The following is a 19,673-nucleotide window of genomic DNA, read 5'->3' on the forward strand; positions in this document are numbered from 1 at the left end:
GGCTGGGCAGGCATTCCCGGAGCATGGCTGCGGGGGTGAACAGGCGGCATAGTGCGCTGGTAGTTGCAGCCTTTCGGGGTTTTCTCCGTTCTTTGCCCAACCAGCCTGCAGGGCTGGTTCTGTCTGTTTGCCCACCCTTTTTTTCATTCTGAATGCTCCTGACTGCTCCTCGCCGCCGCTTGGCGGTGGCGGCCCTGGGTGTGCTGCTGGGCCACGTGGCTCCGGCTGCCCTGGCCGCGCCCACACTGCGCTACACGCTGGCCATGCCGGCTCCGCAAACCCATTACTTCGAGGTCGAGATGAACCTCGACGGCTTCAACAAAGCCTACACCGACGTTAAAATGCCCGTCTGGGCGCCCGGTTCGTACCTGATTCGGGAGTTTGAGCGCAACGTGGAGGACTTTGGCGCCACGGCCGGCAGCCAGGCGCTGCGCACCGAGAAGCTGGACAAGAATACCTGGCGCATCTATCACCCCAAAGCCCGCAACTTCGCGGTGCGCTACAAGGTGTACGCCTACGAGCTGAGCGTACGCACGAGCTTCATCGACGCCTCGCATGGCTACGTGAACGGTACAAGCGTGTTTATGTATCCGGCCGAGAACAAGCAGCTGCCCAGCCAACTGGAGGTGAAGCCCGCTGCCGGCTGGAGCCAGGTAAGCACCAGCCTCAAGCCCGCCGGCGGCACCTTCACGTACCGCAGCAGCAACTACGACGAGCTGGCCGATTCGCCCATCGAAATCGGCAACCAGAAAATCTACACGTTCACGGCCAACGGCACGCCCCACACGGTGGCCATGTACGGCGACACGGTAGTGGACGAGCAGCGCCTCACCCGCGACATGCAGCGCGTGTGCGAGGAGTCGCAGAGAGTGATGGACCGCAACCCGCTCGACCGGTACGTGTTCATTGTGCACAACATCGATCGGGGCACCGGAGGCTTGGAGCACCTATTCTCAACCACGCTGTCGGTGTCGCGCAACGCCTACTCCTCCGAAGCTGGCTGGAAGGGGTTTCTGGGGCTGGTGGCGCACGAGTATTTCCACCTCTGGAACGTGAAGCGCATCCGACCGGTAGCGCTGGGGCCGTTTGACTATGACAAGGAGAACTACACCCGCATGCTGTGGCTGAGCGAGGGCGGCACTGAGTACTTCTCCAACCTGATTATGCAACGGGCCGGCTTCGTGACGCCCGACCAGTACCTGGCTGATCTGAGCAACGGCATCAACCGCGTTGAGAACACGCCGGGCAATAAGGTGCAGTCGGCCGCCGAGTCGAGCTTCGACGCCTGGATCAAGCAGTACCGTCCCAACGAAAACTCGGGCAATACGGCCATCAGCTACTACGATAAGGGAGAGGTTATCGGGTTTGTGCTCGACCTAATGGTCATCAACGCCACCAAAGGCGAAAAGCGCCTCGACGACGTGATGCGCTACCTCTACGACCAATACTACCTCAAGCAGGGCCGCGGCTTCACTGATCAGGAGTATCAGGATGCGGTGGCCAAAATAGCCGGCCAGCGCTTCGACTCGTTCTTCGCCAAGCACGTGTACGGCACCGAAATGCTGCCCTACGAGCAGGCCCTGGGCTACGCCGGTCTGCGCCTGAGCGTAACGCCCGCCCCGGCCACCGAAGTTGGCCTCGGTGCCCGCATCAGCCCCGCCGGGGGGCGCCAGACGGTGGCCAGCGTCGTGCGCGACGGTAGCGCCTGGCAAGGTGGCCTCAACGTAGGCGACGAAATTCTGAGCCTTGATGGCGCGCGCGTGACCGACGACTTGAACAAGCTGCTGGCCGGCCGGGCCGTGGGGTCTACCGTTAAGGTGCTCGTAGCCCGCGAGGGCCAGGTGCAGGAGCTAAGCTTCCCGCTGCTGGCCAGCCCCGTCAGCCGCTACCGCATCGAGCGTCAGCCCAACCCCACTGCCGAGCAGCAGCGCGTGTTCGATAAGTGGCTGCCGGTGCGCGCCTAATTGTGCGTCTAGCTGTTAGCTTATAGCCGTTGGCTGTTAGCCTCCGTCTTCTCAAGGTTAAACGCCCCCGCCGGAATCCGGCGGGGGCGTTTTGGATGTGGCGCGTACTCGTGAAAATGGCTGTAGGGCCTACCCTTCCTCCACCTCATCTTTCACCTTTTCCTGCTCCACGGCCGGAATGGCTTCGTGGAAGATGAGGCCGGTGGCGGCGGCGTGCTCGGCGGCCTGTACGGTGTCTTGTACCAGCAGCATCTCTACCTTATCGTTCCGTAAGTCTTCGCGTACTTGCTCAACGAGGGCAGCCCGGTCGGCCCGGTTTACGTCGCGGATGTAGATGGCCAGGATGCGGCCGGGGTGGCGGCGTACTACCTCGCGGTAAATATTGGCGTCTTCCTGGCCCGAGTCGCCGATGAGTATGAAGGGCAGGAGCGGGTAAGTAAGCAGCAGGTTTTCGATTTCGTGCAGCTTGTGGGCGTGGTGGCTGCTGGCGGCGGCCGTCTGGCGTTTCAAGGACGCGTCGCGCAGCAGCAGCGGGCCGGGTGGAATGTTGTTCAGCTCCAGGAAATCGTCGAGTAGGTCGTAGAGGTTCCAGGGCGAGCTGCTGACGTAAAAGAACGGGTTGTTGCGCTTGCCATTGCGGCCCAGTTGCAGTTGGCGGTAAAACTCGGCAACTCCTTTAAAGGGCAGCCGCGAGCGGGCGTTGCGCAGCAGCACGGTGCGGGCCATGCGCAGCAAATTGGTTGCCGACGTCTCAATTACGGTGTCGTCGAGGTCGGAAATGATACCGTACTCGGCGTCGGGCGGCGGAATGAGCACCATGGCATTGGCGCGCAGCCCGGGCGGGGTAGGGAAGGGGGCGGGGGCCTGCTGCAGGGCTGCCTCCACCGGATACCACAGAAAATCGACCGGCACAGGCAACGACTCTGGGGCCAGGTTGAGGGTAAAGTAGCCTTCCTCATCGGTGAGGATGGGGTGGTTGGTACCGTCGGTGGGATTGATGCTGATTTGGGCCCCGGCAATCTCGTTGCTGTCGAAGCGGCGGTACATGTTCAGCAGGTTGTTCCAGCGCGAAGCAGTGGGGTCGGGCTCGTCAATGCCCTTATCGGTGAGCAGGCGGCCCTTTACGTAAAGGCGCTCGGGCGTGCCATAGCTGCGGTAAGTTACCAGCTGCAGCGGGTGCAACAGCCCCAAACGGCTGCGCAGGCGGGTCAGAGATTCGTCGGCGTTTTCGGCCCAGGTATGGAGTGTATCGCGGAAAGGAAGCATAGTGCGCAAATAAAGCAGGTTGCCGGAGAGCTGTTTACGCAGCAGCCGGCCGGTGGTGTTGCCCCGGTTGTAGGAGTGGGTCAGTATCAGCCATAAAAAAGGCTCCCGGCAAACTGCCGGGAGCCTGGAAATACTATAGCGTCCGTGGGGGCTACAACGCGTTTCGCAGCTGGTTGAAGTCGTCGGAGCCAGCCGTGCGGTTGCGGCAGTTGAGCTGGTCGGCCTTGGCCTGGATGCTCTGCACGCGGTTGCCGGGGTTGGGGTGGGTGCTCAGGAACTCGGGCGGGCCGGCCTGGCCGTCGTTCTGAGACTTTATGAAGAAGCCGGCTGCCCCGTCGCAGGCGTAGTAGTTGGTGCCGTTGAGGTATTCCACCGAATAGTCATCGGCCTCCACTTCGTAGTCGCGGCTGAACTTGAGCTGCCCCAGGCCGTTGGCCACATCGATCAGCGCGTTCTGGTTGTCGCCCAGCACCAGGCTCAGCAGCACACTAATGCCATACTGCTGCTGTAGCTGGCGGGAGGTGTGCCGACGGTCGGCGTGCGCAATTTCGTGGCCGATTACGCCGGCCAGCTGGGTTTCGTTATCAAGGTACTTTATCAGCCCCGAGTACACATAAATATGGCCGCCGGGCGTGGCAAAGGCGTTCCGGGTCTGGTCATCCTTGATGATTTTTACATCCCAGGGAAACTCGTTGCGGTACTGGAGCTTGCCCGAATTGAGCACCCGGAGCACGATTTTGTTGAGGGCTGCATAGGCCTGCGGGTTGCTGCCGGGTTCCAGCAGCTGGCCCTTGGCCCGGAAAGTCGAGTCGGTCTGGGCAGCTACCTGCTCGCCCAGGGCTTTGTCGTCTTCAATCGAGAACAGGAGCACACCGTCGCCGTCTTTGGAGCAGGAAGCCGCGCCGCCCAGCGTGAGGGCCAAGCCCGCCAGAATACCGGTTTTTTTGAGGAAATTCCGCATAGGAAGCGAAGAAAGTAATGGTTGGATAAGAGAGAGTTGGCTGGCTTGCTAGAAAAAATAGTGCCAGGGCCAGCGGTGCACTAACGGACCAGCCAGCTGAGGTGTTGCTTGCCCGGGCATAAAAACAGGCACTACGCCCGCAGGAGGCGGCTAATCAGGCAGAAAAAGATAGTTGGCCAGGCTGGCTACATCGTTGGATGGGGCACTGGGTAGCGGCCACCTTCTGCCGGGTTTCTGCGTAGAGCAAAACCCGCCCGCCAGTTCCGGCGCGTGCGGTATTCCGCCTGATTCCGCTATGGTTACCACCGCCACCGCCCGCCCCAAAACCAAGAAAAAGCGCCTCGACCCACTACCCGCTGCCCACGAGTTGTATAAAGACCCCGCCCGCCAGGCCGAGCTGGCCGGCCTGCGCTACCTCACCGACACCAAGCCCGGCCTGACCCGCGAAACCACCCGTGCCGGCAACGTGCGCTACCGCACCGCCAAAGGCGAGCTACTGAAGGATGAAAAAACGCTGGCCCGCATCGGGGGCTTCGTGATTCCGCCAGCCTGGACCGACGTCTGGATTTCGCCCTCGCCCAACACGCATTTGCAGGTAACCGGCCGCGACGCCAAGGGCCGCAAGCAGTACCTCTACCACGCTGCCTGGGACCAGGCCCGGGCCCTTACCAAGTTCAGCCGTCTGCGGGCGTTCGGCGAAAATCTGGCCGACCTGCGCGCCCGCATTCACAAGGATCTGGCCCGCCCACAGCTCGATAAAACGAAAGTAGTAGCCTTGGTGCTCACGCTCATGGACCAGTCGTTTATCCGGGTGGGCAACAAGGAATACGCCAAGAAGAACAAAACCTACGGCCTGACCACCCTGCGCGACAAACATGTGAACGTGAGCGGGGCCGATGTGCGTTTTAGCTTCGTGGGCAAGAAAGGTGTGCCCCACGACCTGACCATCCATGACCGGAAACTGGCCCGCATGGTGCAGAAGTGCAAGGAAATACCGGGCCAGCACCTGTTTCAGTACTACGCCCCCGACGGCCACCGCCAGGAGCTGGAATCGGGCGACGTGAACGAGTATCTGCACGAGGCTACCGGCCTGAGCCTCTCGGCCAAGGACTTCAGAACCTGGGGCGGCACCGTGAAAATGGTGGAGTGCCTGGAGCGGATTCTGGATGAGGAACCCGATTTCCCGCGCCCTAAAACCCTGAAGCGGGCCATTAAGGACGTGGCCGAAAACCTGGGCAACACGCCCACCGTGTGCTCCAAATACTACATCCACCCCCAGGTAATCGAGCTGTTCAACTCCAACAAGCTCGTTGAGTACCTGCGCCGCCACGACGCCGACCCCAAGCAAAACGACCTGCTTACCCCCACCGAGCACATGGTGCTGGAGATGCTGAAGGAGTTGGAAAAATAAAAGGTATCTAAATGCCAAAAGAACGTCATGCTTCATCTGGCGTACGCTTGTCGAAGCATCTCTACCGCATTTAACGAAGCGGTAGAGGTGCTTCAACAAGCGTACGCCAGATGAGGCATGACGTTCTTTTTTATCTCACCTTCCCGATCCGTCCCGGTCGAAGGCGTGGGAGAGAACGTCGTGGGCGGTTTTGTTCTTGATTTCGGAGCCGCGCTGAAAGTCGTTGTTGCGGGCCGTATCAAAAAAGCGGGTGCGCTTACGCAGGCCGGCTACCCGGGAGGAGTCGCGCACCAGGTCTTCGTGGGGGCCGCCGTAAATGTCGATGAAGGGCGAGCGGCGCACCTTGCCCGATACCAGGAACTCGTCTTTGCCCTTGAGGCCGTGCAGGCGTACCGTTTTGGTGTCGCGCGGGTCGAAGCTACGGCTATACAACAGCTGGCCCTGCAGCTGCCCCTCAGGCACTTTTTCCAGCGAATACACCGACACCACGGTGGCCGTATCACTCAGGCGCTCCACCACAAACCGCTCCTTTTCGTCGGTGCCGGCTACCATCACTTCTTCGGCCTGCAAACGGTAGAACTCGTCGGCTACGCGGGGCAGCTTGGCGCGGCGGGCCTTCAGGCCGGCAATCATGCGGGGGCCTTCGTAGGTGTACACGGCGGGCGGCAGGCCCTGGCGCACGGCTTGTTCTATCACGGTGTCGGTGAGGCGTTGCTGCAGCTCGCGGGCTGCTGCTAGGTAAGCGGCCCGGGGTACGGCGGGCAGGGCCCGGCTATCAATAAACGAAGCGTTGCGGGTGTAGCCGGCAATGCTTTCGTAGCGCGGCCCAAAGGTGCGGAACTTGGCCACGGCCTTGCTCACCACCCAGGAGGCCCAGCCATCATCGAACCGAAAAAACACCTGGTCGCGGTCCTGCGGAACGGGTTGCCAGCGCCGTTGCCGGTCGGGCTGCGGGTAGGCGGCCCAGCTCCACTGGCCTTCGTGCCGGTCCCAGTCGCCGAGCCACATGTCCAGTAGGCGGGCGCGCACAAAGGCCGCGCCATCGAGCTGGTCGCGCTGGTTTTCGTAGCGGGCGGGCAGCACATCTTCCGTCTCATCGAGGTCGGCGGCGCCGGCTACCGGTCCGTCAATGTTTTCCTTGCCCTCGTACCGGCGCTCCACCAGTACCACCCGGCCCTGAAACCGCTCGGATTCGGGGCCGAGCCCGGTTTCATCGGGGCGTACATAATAGGGTCGCGGGCTGCTGTGCGGAACGCCGGCCGCTTTGGCCAGCGGCGGCACCACAAAGGCCCCATACGGCATGGCCGCCGAGGTGGCGTCGCGCACGGCGCCGAATACAAAGGTGGACCGCAGAAACTTGGGTAGCGTTTTCTCGGGGTTCTTGTCGATGGTGCGCACCGCGTAGCTGCGGCCCGCGGGGTCGGCCATGGTCAGGCTGGTAGTTTGAAACCCTCCGCCCATTTTCACGAACTTCAGTCCGCCCGGCGCCAACTGCTCGGGCCGGAATACAGGCAGCGTTACGGGCTCGGCCCAGGCCCGGCGGTAGTGTGGGCCCAGCACGAAGCGGCCCACCAGCCCCCGCTGGTAGTGGCGGCCAGCCGTAACCAGCGCGCTATCGGCGCTGGGGGGCAGGGGAGTGGTGTGGGCCACGCGGGCATCAGGCTGAAAAAAAGGCTTGCGGCTGCAGGCAGTGGCACTCAGCAGCAGTAAGGGCAGGGCGTAACGGTAGTTCATGCAGGGCGTAAGGTTCGCGGCAATGGCTTCTGCTACGTAATTGGTCGCGGCATGTTGGTTGCGGCTTATGAGTTCCTCAACAACCGCCGGCCCCGGCTTTGCGCTATAAGGGTAGTTGGCGCGCCTGGCGGCGGCTACTTGTAGGTTCCCCTTCTCTGTTACTGTGTCCTTTTTCTCCTCTCCGGTCTGGCTGATATCCGGCCTTAGCAGCAGCCTGCTGCTGGTGTCCTGCTCGGCTCCGGCTCAGCCCTCTGGGGCTACTTCCGCAACCCGCCCCGTAATCGGCCCCGACTCGACGGTAGTGGTGGCGGCCGGCCCCCAATACGACCGGGGTGGTATCCATCGGTTTTTCTGGGGCACCCACTACCGCGACCTGTGGAAACTACCGGTGCGGGTTCCCGTGTTCAACCTGCGCACGGCCGTGCCCGGCGGCCTGACCCCCATTAAGGAGGGCGGCTCGTTCCAGACCAAAAACCTGCGCCTCGTTGACCAAAGCGGCCGCGAGTACGTGTTGCGCTCCGTTGATAAGGATGCCACCCGGGCCCTGCCCGAAGGGCTGCGCGACGGGCCCATCGGCCGCATCATGAAGGACCAGACCAGCGTCATCCATCCGTTTGGAGCCTACATTGCCGCGCCGCTGGCCACTGCCGCCGGCCTGTACCACACCAACCCCCGCCTCGTGTACGTGGCCGACGACCCGGCTCTGGGGGAGTTCAGGGAGGAGTTTGGTTATGCGCTGTATCTGTTTGAGGAGCGGCCCGAAGGCGACCAGACGACGGTAGCGAGCTTTGGCCGCTCGGCGCTGGTCGAAAGCTCGCGCAAGGTGTTCACCAACCTGCTGGCCAGCTCCCGCTACCAGGTAGATGCCCGCCAGTACCTGCGCAACCGCCTGTTCGATATGTGGCTCGGCGACTGGAGCCGCCGCGAAGACCAGTGGCGCTGGGCCAGTTTCCCGGCTCCGGCCGGCGGTACCACCTACCGGGCAATTCCGCGCGACCGGGACCACGCTTTCTTCAAGTTCGATGATGGCCTGCTGACGCACATGATTGGTTGGGTGAAAACCAACTACCAGAGCTTTCACGAGAAGATACGGCTGGCCGATGTGGAGGGCCTCAACCGGGCGGCCCTGCCCATGGATAAGTCGTTGCTGGCTTACCTGACGCGCGAGGACTTCCGGCAGGTGGCCGATTCGCTGACCGTGGCGCTGTCGGACGACGTGATTGCCCGCGCGCTGGCCGTGTGGCCGCCCGAAGTGCAGAAGATGAGCCAGGCCGAATTTACGCGCAAGCTCCGCGCCCGCCGGGCCCAGCTGCCTGCAGTAGCCAACCGGTTCTATGAGCTGCTGGCCCGCGACATAGAGCTGCCCGGCACCGACGAGGCCGAGCGCTTTGTGGTGGAGCCCGCCGGCCCCGATGCCGTGCGGGTGCAGCTGCTGCGCCGCACGCCCCGGGGCGATACGCTCCTGCACCAGCGTACTTTTTTGGCCCCCGAAACCCGCTCTGTCAAGCTCTTTGGGCTGGGCGGCAACGACGCGTTCGAGCTGCGTGGCGAGCCTACCGGCCGCATCCGGCTAAGTATCTACGACGGTTCGGGCCAGGATCTGATAGAAGCAGCGCCCGCCCCCCAAAAGCGCCCCGTCAGCCGCCTTACCATCTATGAGAGTGGCGACGGCAACACGCTACGGGTAGGCAAGTTCAACACCGAAGCCTACCAGCCCCAGGCGCATGAGTTTGACGCCGCCGGCTGGCTGCTGCGCCATCGGTTGTACTAGCACGTGCGGCAGCGGCCCCACCCGAGTCCTGGAATATCTGTGTTGATGATATTCCAGGACTCGGATGGGGCCGCTGCTGTGGGGCTGCTGCGCACTAGGCTGATTGCCGGCGTAGGGCAACGCCCCAGTAAAACTACTTGGTTGCCATTTGCTGAAGCCAGCTGGTAGCAACGCCCTCGTCGCTGAAAAGCTGCACCTGATACTCGGCTTTGGATGCCAGAGAGGAAGACTGCGCCAGCACAGCCAGGGGCGTGGCAGGGGCGTTACCTGGCTGCCAGGTAGCCCCCACCAGGCAAGCCAGGTATACCGGGCGGTTGTTGAGAGCAGGACTCAGTTCGGGCAGATACTCCCGGGCCAGCCAGTCCACCATTTCGGGGTTCGATTGAAAGCGGCGGCGCGAATCGACGAGCCAATGAGCCGCTTGGTACTGGATGGCGGCCTGTAAAACCTGGGTGTAGCCTTCCTGAAGCTCAGTTCTTTTTACATCACGCAGCCAGCGCACAATAAGTAGGTCGAGGTCTGAACGGAAGGTAATTGAAAGCGCAGAAGTATGAGCAGGCATGCAGAAACGAAACAATAAGGCAACTTGGTAGATCAAAGATACGGCCCGTTAGCTGAAGACTTTCACCTTGTCCTTGTGCTTGGTGCGCAGGTACTGGCGGATTATCTGCTGCACATCCTTGTTGTCGTTGTAGCGCGTGATGGCGTCGCGGAAGTCCTCGAAGCGGCGGGCCGAAAACGTTTCATCCACGTAGCCAAAGCCCAGGTAGCGGCCGTTTTCCACCACCACCAGGGTCTTTTCGTCGGGCCGGCGCCCTTCCCCAATCACCACAAACGAGCCGTGCTCGTAGGTAAACGACTCGACGGCCGCCTCCACGCGCTTGTTGTACTCCTCTGCCGGCTCCAGGCCCAGGCAGGCCCCCTGGCAGCGGTGTACCTGATAGTCAAAGCACGCGCCCGGCGTTTTGTACAGGTCGCAAAGCTTCTGGCACAGGTTGAACTTGGCCACCTTATGAAACAGAAAACCCTTGGCCTTGAACTGGTTGCCCAACGCAATCAGCGGGTGCGACTCGGCGTGGTCGTCGGCGCGGCCGTAATACAGGTGCTTGTAGCCCTTGTCGTCGGTGCGCAGGAAGATGCCCGCCGGAAACACCGAGCGGCGCTGCTGGCGGTTGTATAGCGGCTTCAGGCGCTTTATTTCGTGCGACTCGTACAGCAGCGCCACCAGCTCCGAACCCGTCAGCTCCCAGGTAATTTCCGATATCGAGTTCTTGAACTCGATGCTCTTGCGCGACTTGTAATCGACGGCAAAGTGCTGCTGAATACGCTTGTAGATATTGATGCTCTTGCCCACATAAATCACCTCCCCGGCCTCGTTGTGGAAGTAGTACACACCCGCCTCATGGGGCAGTGCGGCCACGTGCTGGGGCGTGATATTGGGGGGCAACAGCGCCGTTTTGATAGCCTCCTGCACGGCCTTCATCTGGCGGGGCGAGGGCGCTTTGGTGGCCGTAGCCGCAGTGGCCGCTGCCGGCCTGCGGCCCGAAGGAGCATTGGCGTCTACCACGGCCAGCGTATCGGCTGGGCTGAGGCCGCGGGCGGCGGGCGGCGTTTCCTGCTCCTGGCTGATGTTGAGCAGCCGCCCGAACAAAATGGCCGTAGCCGCCGCGTCGCCGGCGGCGCGGTGGCGGCCGTTCAGCGGAATGCCGATGTTCTGGCAGAGCTTGCCCAGGCTGTAGCTGGGCTGGCCCGGCATCAGCGAGCGGCTCAGGCGCACGGTGCACAGCGTTTTACGCGAGTAATTGTAGCCCAGGTCACCGAACTCCTTCTTCAAAAACGAGTAGTCGAAGCGCACATTATGCGCCACAAACACGCAGCCTTCGGTCATTTCCACCACCTTGCGGGCCACCTCGTGGAACTTGGGTGCCTCGCGCACCATATCGTCGGTGATGCCGGTGAGCTGGGTGATGAAGAACGGAATAGCCCGGCCGGGGTTGATGAGCGAGCTGAACTCGTCAATCACTTTCTCACCATCATGAATGTAAATGGCAATTTCGGTGATGCGGTCCTGCGCCGGCTGGCCCCCGGTGGTCTCAAGGTCGATGATGGCGTACAACGGCTTCTTTTTAGCTGTTAGCTGACAGCTGATGGCTGATAGCTTTTGTTGGTAAAGATGCGGGGCTTAGCTGGCTAAGCAGATTGGTAACAAAGATACCCCGCCCGAAGGTTGCACCATTCGCCGCACCCTAAATAACCTGGAGTACGATGTAAGGGTATCGGCTCGACGTAGGGGCGGGGCTTGCCCCCGCCCGCCGTTACAACGGACTTACCAAGGCCTCCAATGGTCGTTCAACGCATCGGGCGAATAGGCGGGCGCCCCTACGTCGTTCTTCGCAACCTGGGTTAGATAAGCCTGAGCCAACACCAAAAAAAAGGAGCCCACTACGAGAGTGGACTCCTTTTTAGAAAGCTAACAGCTTAAAAAAACTAGCGGCCTTTCTGACCGGTAATCCAGTTTTTGGTCGACAGGATTTCGCTGTGCTGCTTTTCGATTACACTGCGGGCCTGCGCCGGCAGCTCGTTCGACTGGAGTGCGGTTTCGTAACCCCGCAGCGCCGTAGCGTCGCCGGTTTCGCACTCGCCCAGAATGGCCGAATCGTCCTGGCCCGTAATGGCCGATTTGATGTTGATCCAGCCACGGTGTACAGCAGCAGCGGCGTCAGTCAGGGCACCTTCAACGGTGCTTTCATCTTCAGGGCTAATGCCGAACTGCTGGGCATTCTGGCTCAATTCCGAGGCAAATTGTGCCCGCTGCTGGCTGAACTGGCTTAGCTTGGCCTTCAGGTCGGGGCTGCTGACACCTTCAGCGGCTTCCTGGTAGCCTTTAGCCGCCGTTTTATTGAGTTCTACGAGGTCGTTGTAAGCGCGGGTGGTTTCGCCAGTGATAGTAGCCATGGGGAAGTAGGGTAAAGTAAATGATAAATGCCGGGCCGGATGGCGGCGGCAACTGCATCCTTATACTGCTGCGGCCCAAGTTGGGGTTGCGTGTAAAATTAGGGGCCGGCCTACGCCGTACCCCGGCCCAGCATCTGGTTCCAGAGTCGTTTAAGCCCGCCCGGCTCTTCTGAGTCAGGCTTGAGCGAGTCGTCGCCCTCAGCCGTGTCGCCCAGCAAAAAGCCCCAGGGCTCCGTCGACTTATTAGCGTCGAGTACCACCTTTATCACGGCCATCAGCGGAATGCTTAGAATCATGCCGGGCGTACCCCACAACTCGTTGCCCAGAATAAGGGCCAGAATGGCGGCCAGCGGATTGATGCTGACCTGCGAGCCGGTAATCATGGGCGTAATGAAGTTGCCTTCCAGAAACTGCACCACCACAAACACCCCGATAACCAGCGCCGCCTGCACCGGCGAGCCGGTTTCGACCAGCGTAACAATGGCCGGAACAGTGGCACCAATCAGGATGCCGATGTAAGGAATAATGGCCAGCACCGAGGCAAAAATGGCGAAGAAGATAGCGAATTTCACGCCCAGCACCAGCAAGCCGATGCCGTTGAGTATCGATACAATAACAATCACCTTGAACAGACCCGAAATATAGGCCTGCACCACCGTCTGGATGTTATCGACGGTGTGCAACACGTGGGTGCGGCGGTCGGGGGCCACAAACCGGAACATAAACTGGCGCAGGTGGTCGCGGTACAGCAGCAGACAGAAAATGTAGATGAGCACCTGAGCCAGGTTGCTGAGCGCCAGGGTTGTAGTGGTGAGGGTGGTGCCCAGGTAGGTACCGCCCGACTTTTTCAGGGCTTTAAGGGTCGACTCCTTTAAATCCTTCAGGCTCATGGGCTGGTAGCCAAACTTGCGCTGCGCCCACGTTTGCCCATCATGAAAGAACTCCAGCAGCTTTTCCTGCAGCTTGGGCAGCTCACTCTGAAACTGCGTCAGCTGCGAGCCAAAGGCCAGAATAACCCCCGCAAACAGGGCCAGCAGCAGCAGCAGGCACAGAATAATAGCCAGGATGCGTGGCACGCTGTGGCGTTCGAGCCAGCGGCAGATGGGCAGCAGTAGCAGCGAAAAAAGCGCCGCAAACAGCAGCGGCAGCAGAATATCATCGAGCTTGTGCAGCGTGTACACCAGCAGTACCGCCGACAGCAGCAGGAAGGCAAACTTTACGCTCGCTACCTGCTTCACTATGGGGGGCGGCTGTGGGGTAGTGGTAGGCAGGCGGTGCGGACTTAGAGGTGAATTCATTTTGCTAATTTTATTGGGAGAGAGAAGCTGGGTACGGGTTCAGAAAGAGAGATTTACTGACTTGTGTAAACCTTGGCAGGCCATCGTTTGGGATAATCCCCCGGTTTTTGCTAACTTTACTAGCGAAATGAAACGCGGAAAAGGTCGGTTTTCTGCGTTATTTTACCTCAACTTTTGAATGGCAACCCCTCGGCATGGCTGAAGAACAGATTTCCGTAGCTACCCACGGCTACACCGAAGACAGCATCCGCTCACTCGACTGGCGCGAGCATATCCGGTTGCGACCGGGCATGTACATCGGCAAGCTCGGCGACGGCTCGGCCTACGACGACGGCATTTACGTGTTGGTGAAGGAAGTTATCGACAACTCCATCGACGAGCACGTGATGGGCCACGGCCGCACCATTGAAATCAAGATTTCCGAAGATAAGGTACAGGTACGCGACTACGGCCGGGGCATTCCGCTGGGCAAAGTCGTGGACGTGGTAAGCAAGATTAACACGGGCGGCAAGTACGACAGCAAGGTATTCCAGAAGTCTGTGGGCTTAAACGGGGTCGGTACCAAAGCGGTTAATGCGCTCAGCAATTACTTTCTGGTACAGAGCGTGCGCGACGGGCTGCTGAAGTCGGCCGAGTTCTCGCAGGGCATGCTGACCAGTGACCCCAAGCCCCAGAAAACCAGCCAGCGCAACGGTACGCTGATGGTATTTCAGCCCGACGACTCGATTTTCAAGAACTACAAGTTCTACCCCGAGTACCTCGAAAATCAGATCTGGAATTACGTTTACCTCAACGCCGGCCTCACCATCCACTTCAACGGCCAGAAGTATTACTCCGAGCACGGCCTGCTCGATTTGCTGTCCCGCAAAGCCGACCCCGAGAGCCTGCGCTACCCCATCATCCACCTGAAAGGGGAGGATATGGAGCTGGCCCTGACCCACGGCAACGACTACGGCGAGGAGTACTACAGCTTCGTAAACGGGCAATATACCACCCAGGGCGGCACGCATCTGGCGGCTTTCCGTGAGGCCATTGTGAAGACCGTGCGCGAGTTCTACAAGAAGGATTATGACGCTTCCGATGTGCGCGCTTCGGTGATTGGGGCAGTTTCAATCCGGGTGCAGGAGCCGGTGTTCGAGAGCCAGACCAAAACCAAGCTCGGCTCGCTGAACATGGGGCCCGACGGCCCCACCGTGCGCGGCTTCATCCTCGACTTCATCAAGGAGCACCTCGACAACTACCTGCACAAGAACCCGGCTATTGCGGAAGCGCTCAAAAAGCGCATCGAGCAGAGCGAGCGGGAGCGTAAGGACATGGCCGGGGTGAAAAAGCTGGCCAACCAGCGGGCCAAAAAAGCCAACCTGCACAACCGCAAGCTCCGCGACTGTCGCTTCCACCTCGGCGACGGCAAGCACGACGAGGAGGCCCAGACAACGCTGTTCATCACCGAGGGCGACTCGGCCTCGGGCTCCATCACCAAGAGCCGCAACGTGCAGACGGAAGCCGTGTTCAGTCTGCGCGGCAAGCCGCTGAACTGCTTCGGGCTGAAGAAGAAAATCGTGTACGAGAACGAGGAGCTGAACCTGCTTCAGCACGCGCTCAACATCGAGGAAGGCATCGAAAACCTGCGCTACAACCGCGTGGTGATTGCCACCGATGCTGACGTGGACGGCATGCACATCCGGCTGCTACTGCTCACGTTCTTCCTGCAGTTCTTCCCCGATCTGGTGCGCAACGGCCACGTGTATATTCTGGAAACGCCGCTGTTCCGGGTGCGCAACAAAAAAACGACCATCTATTGCTACAACGAAGCCGAAAAGCAGGCCGCCATGCGCCAGCTCGGCCGCAACCCCGAAGTCACGCGCTTCAAGGGCTTGGGCGAAATCAGCCCCGACGAGTTCGGCAAGTTTATCGGCGAAAACATCAAGCTGGAGCCCGTGATTCTGCAGGCTGAGCGCTCGGTGCAGCAGATTCTGACCTACTATATGGGCAAGAATACGCCCGCCCGTCAGGAATTCATCATCGACAACCTGCGCCTCGAAAAAGACCTGATTACCTCCGACGTGCTGCCCGTGGCCGAGGTGCCCATTGAGCAGGCCGAAGCGGCAGAGGCGGCGTAGATTGCAATACCACACTTAATTATATTACAATGACAGGCCTGTTTCTTCAACCCGATATCATCGTATATTCTGCCAGCCAGGAGCCCCGGCTGCTAGTTGAGGTGAAGGTGCGGCAGCCAGTCACCAATAGTACCGACTCAGAACACTGGCCTAGTGAAATCAGGCAGCAGTTTGGGCGGTTCGATTGCTACTTCCTGCTGGTTACACCGGAGCGGATGGCGCTTTTCCTGCCCGGCGACCCATCCGGCGGAAGTACTATGGTGTGGGCCGATTCTTCTTCTGTGCTACGAGAGCAACTGGATACGGAGAAATTCCCCTTGCAGCAACTGGATAGGCAACAACTGGTGTCAGTGGTGTATTCTTGGCTGATGTTCAGCCAATTTACTCCGACCGAGGAGTTGCTGGCCGATCCGGCTCAGCAGTGGTTGGTAAACTCTGGACTGCACGAGGTTATTTTTCATGGCGATATTCAGCAGGCTGCTTGAATGAGGTACGTATTCGTAGAATCTAACTTCATCCTGGAGCTGGCTTTTCGACAGGAGGAGGCTACTGCCTGCGAGAAAATTATCGGTGCCGCTGAAGCTCGGGAAATTATGCTGGCTATTCCCACGTATTGCCTGACTGAGGTATTCCAAACGCTGGGTTACCGTCGGCAGGAACGCCAGCGGGCCGAAGATTTTCTGCAGAAGGAAATAAAGCAGCATCTTCGGGAGCAAGGGGCTGTCAACGCCGAAATCAAGCAGCTTAGCACTGCCCTGCGAGAGTTGTTGATTTCCCGAACTGCCACGCAAACCTCCGCCTTGTTTGGCCTCGCTTCCCGGCTTACGCAACTAGCGTATATCATCCCATTAACGGCCGAAGTGTTGCAGGCCGCGCCACGGGCTCAGCAGCAACATTCGCTGACCGCTCAGGACGCCTTGGTTTACGCATCAGTTCGCCAAGGCTTGGCTGGGTTGGGTCCGGTTGAACACCTGTTTGTTTCCCGTAACAAAAACGACTTTCAAAAGGAGGCCTTACTTGCTGAGCTGCGGGAGTTGAACTGTAGCTATATGAGCAGCTTTCAGGCCGTTGCAGGTAAACTAGGTTTGTAAGAGAGTAAGCGTAGAATCCTCCCGCTGCCACGTTGGCCGGGAGAGTGGTACAAGAACAAATAAGCGCGGCCCCGAGCCGCACCCCGTATGTCCGAAGAACTGAACCCCCAGGCCGCCCCGATGAACTCCGAAACCAACGCCGCCGAGCCGCGCTACGCCGCCGGCGACTCGGTGGAGCTGGGCGGCGCCGAACCTAATGCGGCGGCTGAAACCGACGGAATCCTGGCCGAGTCCGGCGCCGATGTGGAGGCAATTATCGAAGCCGAAGCCATTCCTGAGGACGAACTGTCGGAGCAGGAAGAGGAGGAAGCCAAGTTTGCGCCCGGCGAAACCATCCACGATGTGGCCACCGTGCGCGGCATGTACCAGAACTGGTTCCTGGACTACGCCTCCTACGTGATTCTGGAGCGGGCCGTGCCGGCCATCGAGGACGGCCTCAAGCCGGTGCAGCGCCGCATCATGCACGCCATGAAGGAGATGGACGACGGCCGCTTCAACAAGGTGGCCAACGTCATCGGCCAGACCATGCAGTACCACCCCCACGGCGACGCCAGCATCGGCGACGCCATGGTGAACCTGGGCCAGAAGGACCTGCTGATTGAAACCCAGGGCAACTGGGGCGACATCCGCACCGGCGACTCGGCCGCCGCACCCCGCTACATCGAGGCCCGCCTGAGCAAGTTTGCGCTGGATGTGGTGTTCAACCCCGACATCACGGAGTGGCAGATGAGCTACGACGGCCGCAAGCGCGAGCCCACCACGCTGCCCGTGAAGTTCCCATTGCTGCTGGCCCAGGGCGTAGAAGGCATTGCCGTGGGTTTGAGCACCAAGATTATGCCCCACAACTTCCGCGAGCTGTGCCAGGCCAGCGTGGCGGTGCTCAAGGGCAAGAGTTTTGAGCTGTTCCCCGACTTTTCGACCGGCGGCCTGGCCGACATCAGCAACTACCAGAGCGGGCAGCGGGGCGGCAAAATCCGGCTGCGGGCCACCATCGAGAAGGCCGACAAAACCATGCTCGTCATCCGCGACATTCCGTACGGCACTACCACCACGGCGCTCATGGAAAGCATCGTGAAGGCCTCGGAAGCCAACAAAATCAAGATCAAGAAGGTGGTCGATAACACGGCTGCCGAGGTAGAGGTGCAGGTGCACCTGCCGACCGGCGTGAGCCCCGACCTGACGATGGACGCGCTTTACGCCTTCACGGACTGCGAAATCAGCATCTCGCCCAACACCTGTGTAATTATCGAGGACAAGCCGCGCTTCGTGGCCGTGGAGGACATGTTGCGGCTGAGCACCCAGAAAACGGTGCGGCTGCTGGAGCGCGAACTGGAAATCAGGCAGGACGAGTTAGGGGAAAAGTGGCACTCGGCTTCGCTGGAGAAGATTTTTATCGAAAACCGTATCTACCGCAAAATCGAGGAGTGCGAAACCTGGGACGAAATCCTGCTCACGATTGAAGCCGGTCTGAAGAAGTTTACTAGGGTGGCAGGGGAGAAGGAGAAGCCCAATGACACGCGCATCTTGCTCTCCCGTGCCATCACCGAGGACGACCTGACGCGGCTGACCGAAATCCGCATCAAGCGCATCAGCAAGTTCGACGGCTTCAAGGCCGATGAGCTGATTGCCCGCCTTGAAGCCGAGCTGGCCGAGGTAGCCGACCATCTGCTCAACCTCACCCGCTACGCCATCAACTACTTCGAGGGCCTGCTGAAAAAATACGGCGCCGGCCGCGAGCGGCGCACCCAGCTACGCGCCTTTGCCGTGGTAACGGCCCAGAAAGTAGCCGTGGCTAACCAGAAGCTCTACGTGAACTACGCCGACGGTTTCGTGGGTTACGGGCTCAAAAAGGACGAAAAAGCGGTGGCCGTGACCGACTGCTCCGACCTCGACGACATTATTGCCATCCGCCGCGACGGCACCTTTATGGTGACGCGCATTGCCGAGAAAACCTTCGTCGGCAAAGACATTTTGCATGCCGGCGTGTACAACAAGAACGACGACCGGCTGGTGTACAACATGGTGTACCAGGACGGTGCCTCAGGCATTAGCTTCGCCAAACGCTTCCTCGTGTCGGGCATCACCCGCGACAAAACCTACGACCTCACCAAGGGCACTAAAGGCACCAAAACGCTCTACCTCACCGCTAACCCCAACTCCGAGTCGGAGCTGGTGGCCATTCAGCTGGCCGATAAGGCGGTGGCCCGGGTCAAGCAGTTCGACTTCGACTTTGCCGACCTCGCCATTAAGGGCAAAGGCTCGATGGGCAACATCGTCACCAAGCAGCCTATCAAGAAAATCACTCAGAAAGCCCTGGGCGACTCCACGCTGGGCGGGCGCGAAATGTTCTTCGATAGTGTGGTGGGCCGCCTAAACGCCAACGGCCACGGCCGCTACCTGGGCACCTTCGATACCGACGACACCGTGCTGGCTGTGTACAAGGATGGCACCTACGAGCTAACCGCGCCCGACCCGGCCATCGACTTTGTAGTGGCGAACTTAGTGCTGTTGCGCAAGTTTGACCCCAAAACAGTGCTGAGCGCGGTGTATCTGGATGGCGAAACGAAGATGCACTTCGTCAAGCGCTTCCAGATTGAAACCAGCACCTTGGCCAACCGCTTCACCTTCATTAGCGAAGCCAAAGGCTCGAAGTTGCTGGTGGCCACGCCCCACCCCGAGCCGGTGGCCGAACTCAAACTGCAGCGCGACAAGAAGGCCGAGCGTGAAACCGAAAAGCTGCTGCTCCACGAGTTCATTGATGTGAAAGGCTGGAAGGCCCGCGGCAACAAGCTCAACTACTACAAGCTGCACACCCTGACGCTACTCACCGACGAAGGCCCCGAGCCCGAGCGCAAAGCCGCCAAGAAGAAAGCCGCGCCGGCTGCCGCTTCGCAAACCGCTGCCGACCCGGCCGCGCCCCACGAGCCGCTGCCCGACCGCACCGACGAGTTCAATATCTCGGCCGATGAGGTAGCTCAGGCCAAGGCCTTGCTCAAGACGCCCAAGTCGCAGCTCAAGTTTTTCTAGCGCAGCTCAGGCACCAAAAGCCGGGAGGGGAAGCCGCAACCGGCTATGGTGTGGCTTCCCCTCCCGGCTTTCGGT

General features: G+C 60.3%; 14 protein-coding genes. 7 read left to right on the top strand and 7 right to left on the bottom strand.

Annotated elements, in window-relative coordinates; genetic code table 11:
* Positions 1-152: 152 nt before the first annotated feature.
* Complete coding sequence (locus tag J7E24_RS11550) at positions 153-1,964, top strand: M61 family metallopeptidase (protein WP_215138255.1); 1,812 nt, start codon at positions 153-155, stop codon at positions 1,962-1,964.
* Positions 1,965-2,093: 129 nt separating this feature from the next.
* On the opposite strand, the gene J7E24_RS11555 is transcribed toward J7E24_RS11550, so the two are convergent.
* Together J7E24_RS11555 and J7E24_RS11560 are read right to left on the bottom strand one after the other, a co-directional pair.
* Positions 2,094-3,230 carry an App1 family protein gene (locus J7E24_RS11555; RefSeq protein ID WP_215138257.1) on the bottom strand — a complete coding sequence of 379 codons (1,137 nt, stop codon included), beginning with the start codon at positions 3,228-3,230 and terminating at the stop codon, positions 2,094-2,096.
* Positions 3,231-3,381: 151 nt separating this feature from the next.
* The gene (locus tag J7E24_RS11560) at positions 3,382-4,191 is read right to left on the bottom strand and encodes a M48 family metalloprotease (RefSeq protein WP_215138259.1); all 810 of its coding nucleotides are present in this window, start codon (positions 4,189-4,191) and stop codon (positions 3,382-3,384) included.
* Positions 4,192-4,486: 295 nt separating this feature from the next.
* Between J7E24_RS11560 and J7E24_RS11565 the strand changes: the two genes are divergently transcribed.
* Complete coding sequence (locus J7E24_RS11565) at positions 4,487-5,602, top strand: DNA topoisomerase IB (protein WP_215138261.1); 1,116 nt, start codon at positions 4,487-4,489, stop codon at positions 5,600-5,602.
* A gap of 135 nt (positions 5,603-5,737) precedes the next feature.
* Here J7E24_RS11565 and J7E24_RS11570 read toward each other — a convergent pair whose 3' ends face one another.
* The gene (locus tag J7E24_RS11570) at positions 5,738-7,336 is read right to left on the bottom strand and encodes a hypothetical protein (protein ID WP_215138263.1); all 1,599 of its coding nucleotides are present in this window, start codon (positions 7,334-7,336) and stop codon (positions 5,738-5,740) included.
* Positions 7,337-7,499: 163 nt separating this feature from the next.
* Between J7E24_RS11570 and J7E24_RS11575 the strand changes: the two genes are divergently transcribed.
* Positions 7,500-9,107 (top strand): hypothetical protein, encoded by a 1,608-nt coding sequence (locus J7E24_RS11575; RefSeq protein WP_215138265.1) that lies wholly within the window; start codon positions 7,500-7,502, stop codon positions 9,105-9,107.
* Between the two features lie 133 nt (positions 9,108-9,240).
* Here the strand turns inward: J7E24_RS11575 and J7E24_RS11580 are convergent, their stop codons facing one another.
* From J7E24_RS11580 to J7E24_RS11595, 4 genes are all read right to left on the bottom strand, one after another.
* The gene (locus J7E24_RS11580; protein ID WP_215138267.1) at positions 9,241-9,669 is read right to left on the bottom strand and encodes a hypothetical protein; all 429 of its coding nucleotides are present in this window, start codon (positions 9,667-9,669) and stop codon (positions 9,241-9,243) included.
* A 48-nt stretch (positions 9,670-9,717) separates the two neighbouring features.
* Positions 9,718-11,223, bottom strand: coding sequence for an exonuclease domain-containing protein (locus J7E24_RS11585; RefSeq protein ID WP_215138269.1), 1,506 nt, complete (start codon positions 11,221-11,223; stop codon positions 9,718-9,720).
* A gap of 371 nt (positions 11,224-11,594) precedes the next feature.
* Positions 11,595-12,062: a ferritin-like domain-containing protein gene (locus J7E24_RS11590; protein ID WP_215138270.1), complete on the bottom strand. Its 468-nt coding sequence runs from the start codon at positions 12,060-12,062 to the stop codon at positions 11,595-11,597.
* A gap of 110 nt (positions 12,063-12,172) precedes the next feature.
* Positions 12,173-13,360 carry an AI-2E family transporter gene (locus J7E24_RS11595; protein ID WP_251047156.1) on the bottom strand — a complete coding sequence of 396 codons (1,188 nt, stop codon included), beginning with the start codon at positions 13,358-13,360 and terminating at the stop codon, positions 12,173-12,175.
* 194 nt (positions 13,361-13,554) lie between these two features.
* On the opposite strand from J7E24_RS11595, the gene J7E24_RS11600 reads away from it, so the two are divergent.
* From J7E24_RS11600 to J7E24_RS11615, 4 genes are all read left to right on the top strand, one after another.
* Entirely contained in the window at positions 13,555-15,480 is a 1,926-nt protein-coding gene (locus tag J7E24_RS11600) for a DNA topoisomerase IV subunit B (protein ID WP_215138272.1), read from the top strand.
* A 29-nt stretch (positions 15,481-15,509) separates the two neighbouring features.
* Positions 15,510-15,965: a hypothetical protein gene (locus tag J7E24_RS11605; protein ID WP_215138274.1), complete on the top strand. Its 456-nt coding sequence runs from the start codon at positions 15,510-15,512 to the stop codon at positions 15,963-15,965.
* Positions 15,966-16,571, top strand: a complete 606-nt coding sequence (locus tag J7E24_RS11610) for a PIN domain-containing protein (RefSeq protein ID WP_215138276.1) — start codon at positions 15,966-15,968, stop codon at positions 16,569-16,571.
* A gap of 87 nt (positions 16,572-16,658) precedes the next feature.
* A complete protein-coding gene (locus J7E24_RS11615) occupies positions 16,659-19,598 on the top strand; it encodes a DNA gyrase/topoisomerase IV subunit A (protein WP_251047157.1) in 2,940 nt (979 codons plus the stop codon).
* Positions 19,599-19,673: the final 75 nt, after the last annotated feature.

Origin of the sequence: Hymenobacter sp. ISL-91, from assembly GCF_018613725.1 — a bacterium.
GTDB lineage: Bacteria > Bacteroidota > Bacteroidia > Cytophagales > Hymenobacteraceae > Hymenobacter.

What these genes read in the sequence shown, in the direction of transcription:
- J7E24_RS11570 (WP_215138263.1), bottom strand. Translation starts at nt 7,336, where the DNA reads ATGAACTACCGTTACGCCCTGCCCTTACTGCTGCTGAGTGCCACTGCC.
- J7E24_RS11580 (WP_215138267.1), bottom strand. Translation starts at nt 9,669, where the DNA reads ATGCCTGCTCATACTTCTGCGCTTTCAATTACCTTCCGTTCAGACCTC.
- J7E24_RS11605 (WP_215138274.1), top strand. Translation starts at nt 15,510, where the DNA reads ATGACAGGCCTGTTTCTTCAACCCGATATCATCGTATATTCTGCCAGC.
- J7E24_RS11615 (WP_251047157.1), top strand. Translation starts at nt 16,659, where the DNA reads ATGTCCGAAGAACTGAACCCCCAGGCCGCCCCGATGAACTCCGAAACC.
- J7E24_RS11555 (WP_215138257.1), bottom strand. Translation starts at nt 3,230, where the DNA reads ATGCTTCCTTTCCGCGATACACTCCATACCTGGGCCGAAAACGCCGAC.
- J7E24_RS11550 (WP_215138255.1), top strand. Translation starts at nt 153, where the DNA reads ATGCTCCTGACTGCTCCTCGCCGCCGCTTGGCGGTGGCGGCCCTGGGT.
- J7E24_RS11600 (WP_215138272.1), top strand. Translation starts at nt 13,555, where the DNA reads ATGGCTGAAGAACAGATTTCCGTAGCTACCCACGGCTACACCGAAGAC.
- J7E24_RS11595 (WP_251047156.1), bottom strand. Translation starts at nt 13,360, where the DNA reads ATGAATTCACCTCTAAGTCCGCACCGCCTGCCTACCACTACCCCACAG.
- J7E24_RS11565 (WP_215138261.1), top strand. Translation starts at nt 4,487, where the DNA reads ATGGTTACCACCGCCACCGCCCGCCCCAAAACCAAGAAAAAGCGCCTC.
- J7E24_RS11610 (WP_215138276.1), top strand. Translation starts at nt 15,966, where the DNA reads ATGAGGTACGTATTCGTAGAATCTAACTTCATCCTGGAGCTGGCTTTT.
- J7E24_RS11560 (WP_215138259.1), bottom strand. Translation starts at nt 4,191, where the DNA reads ATGCGGAATTTCCTCAAAAAAACCGGTATTCTGGCGGGCTTGGCCCTC.
- J7E24_RS11590 (WP_215138270.1), bottom strand. Translation starts at nt 12,062, where the DNA reads ATGGCTACTATCACTGGCGAAACCACCCGCGCTTACAACGACCTCGTA.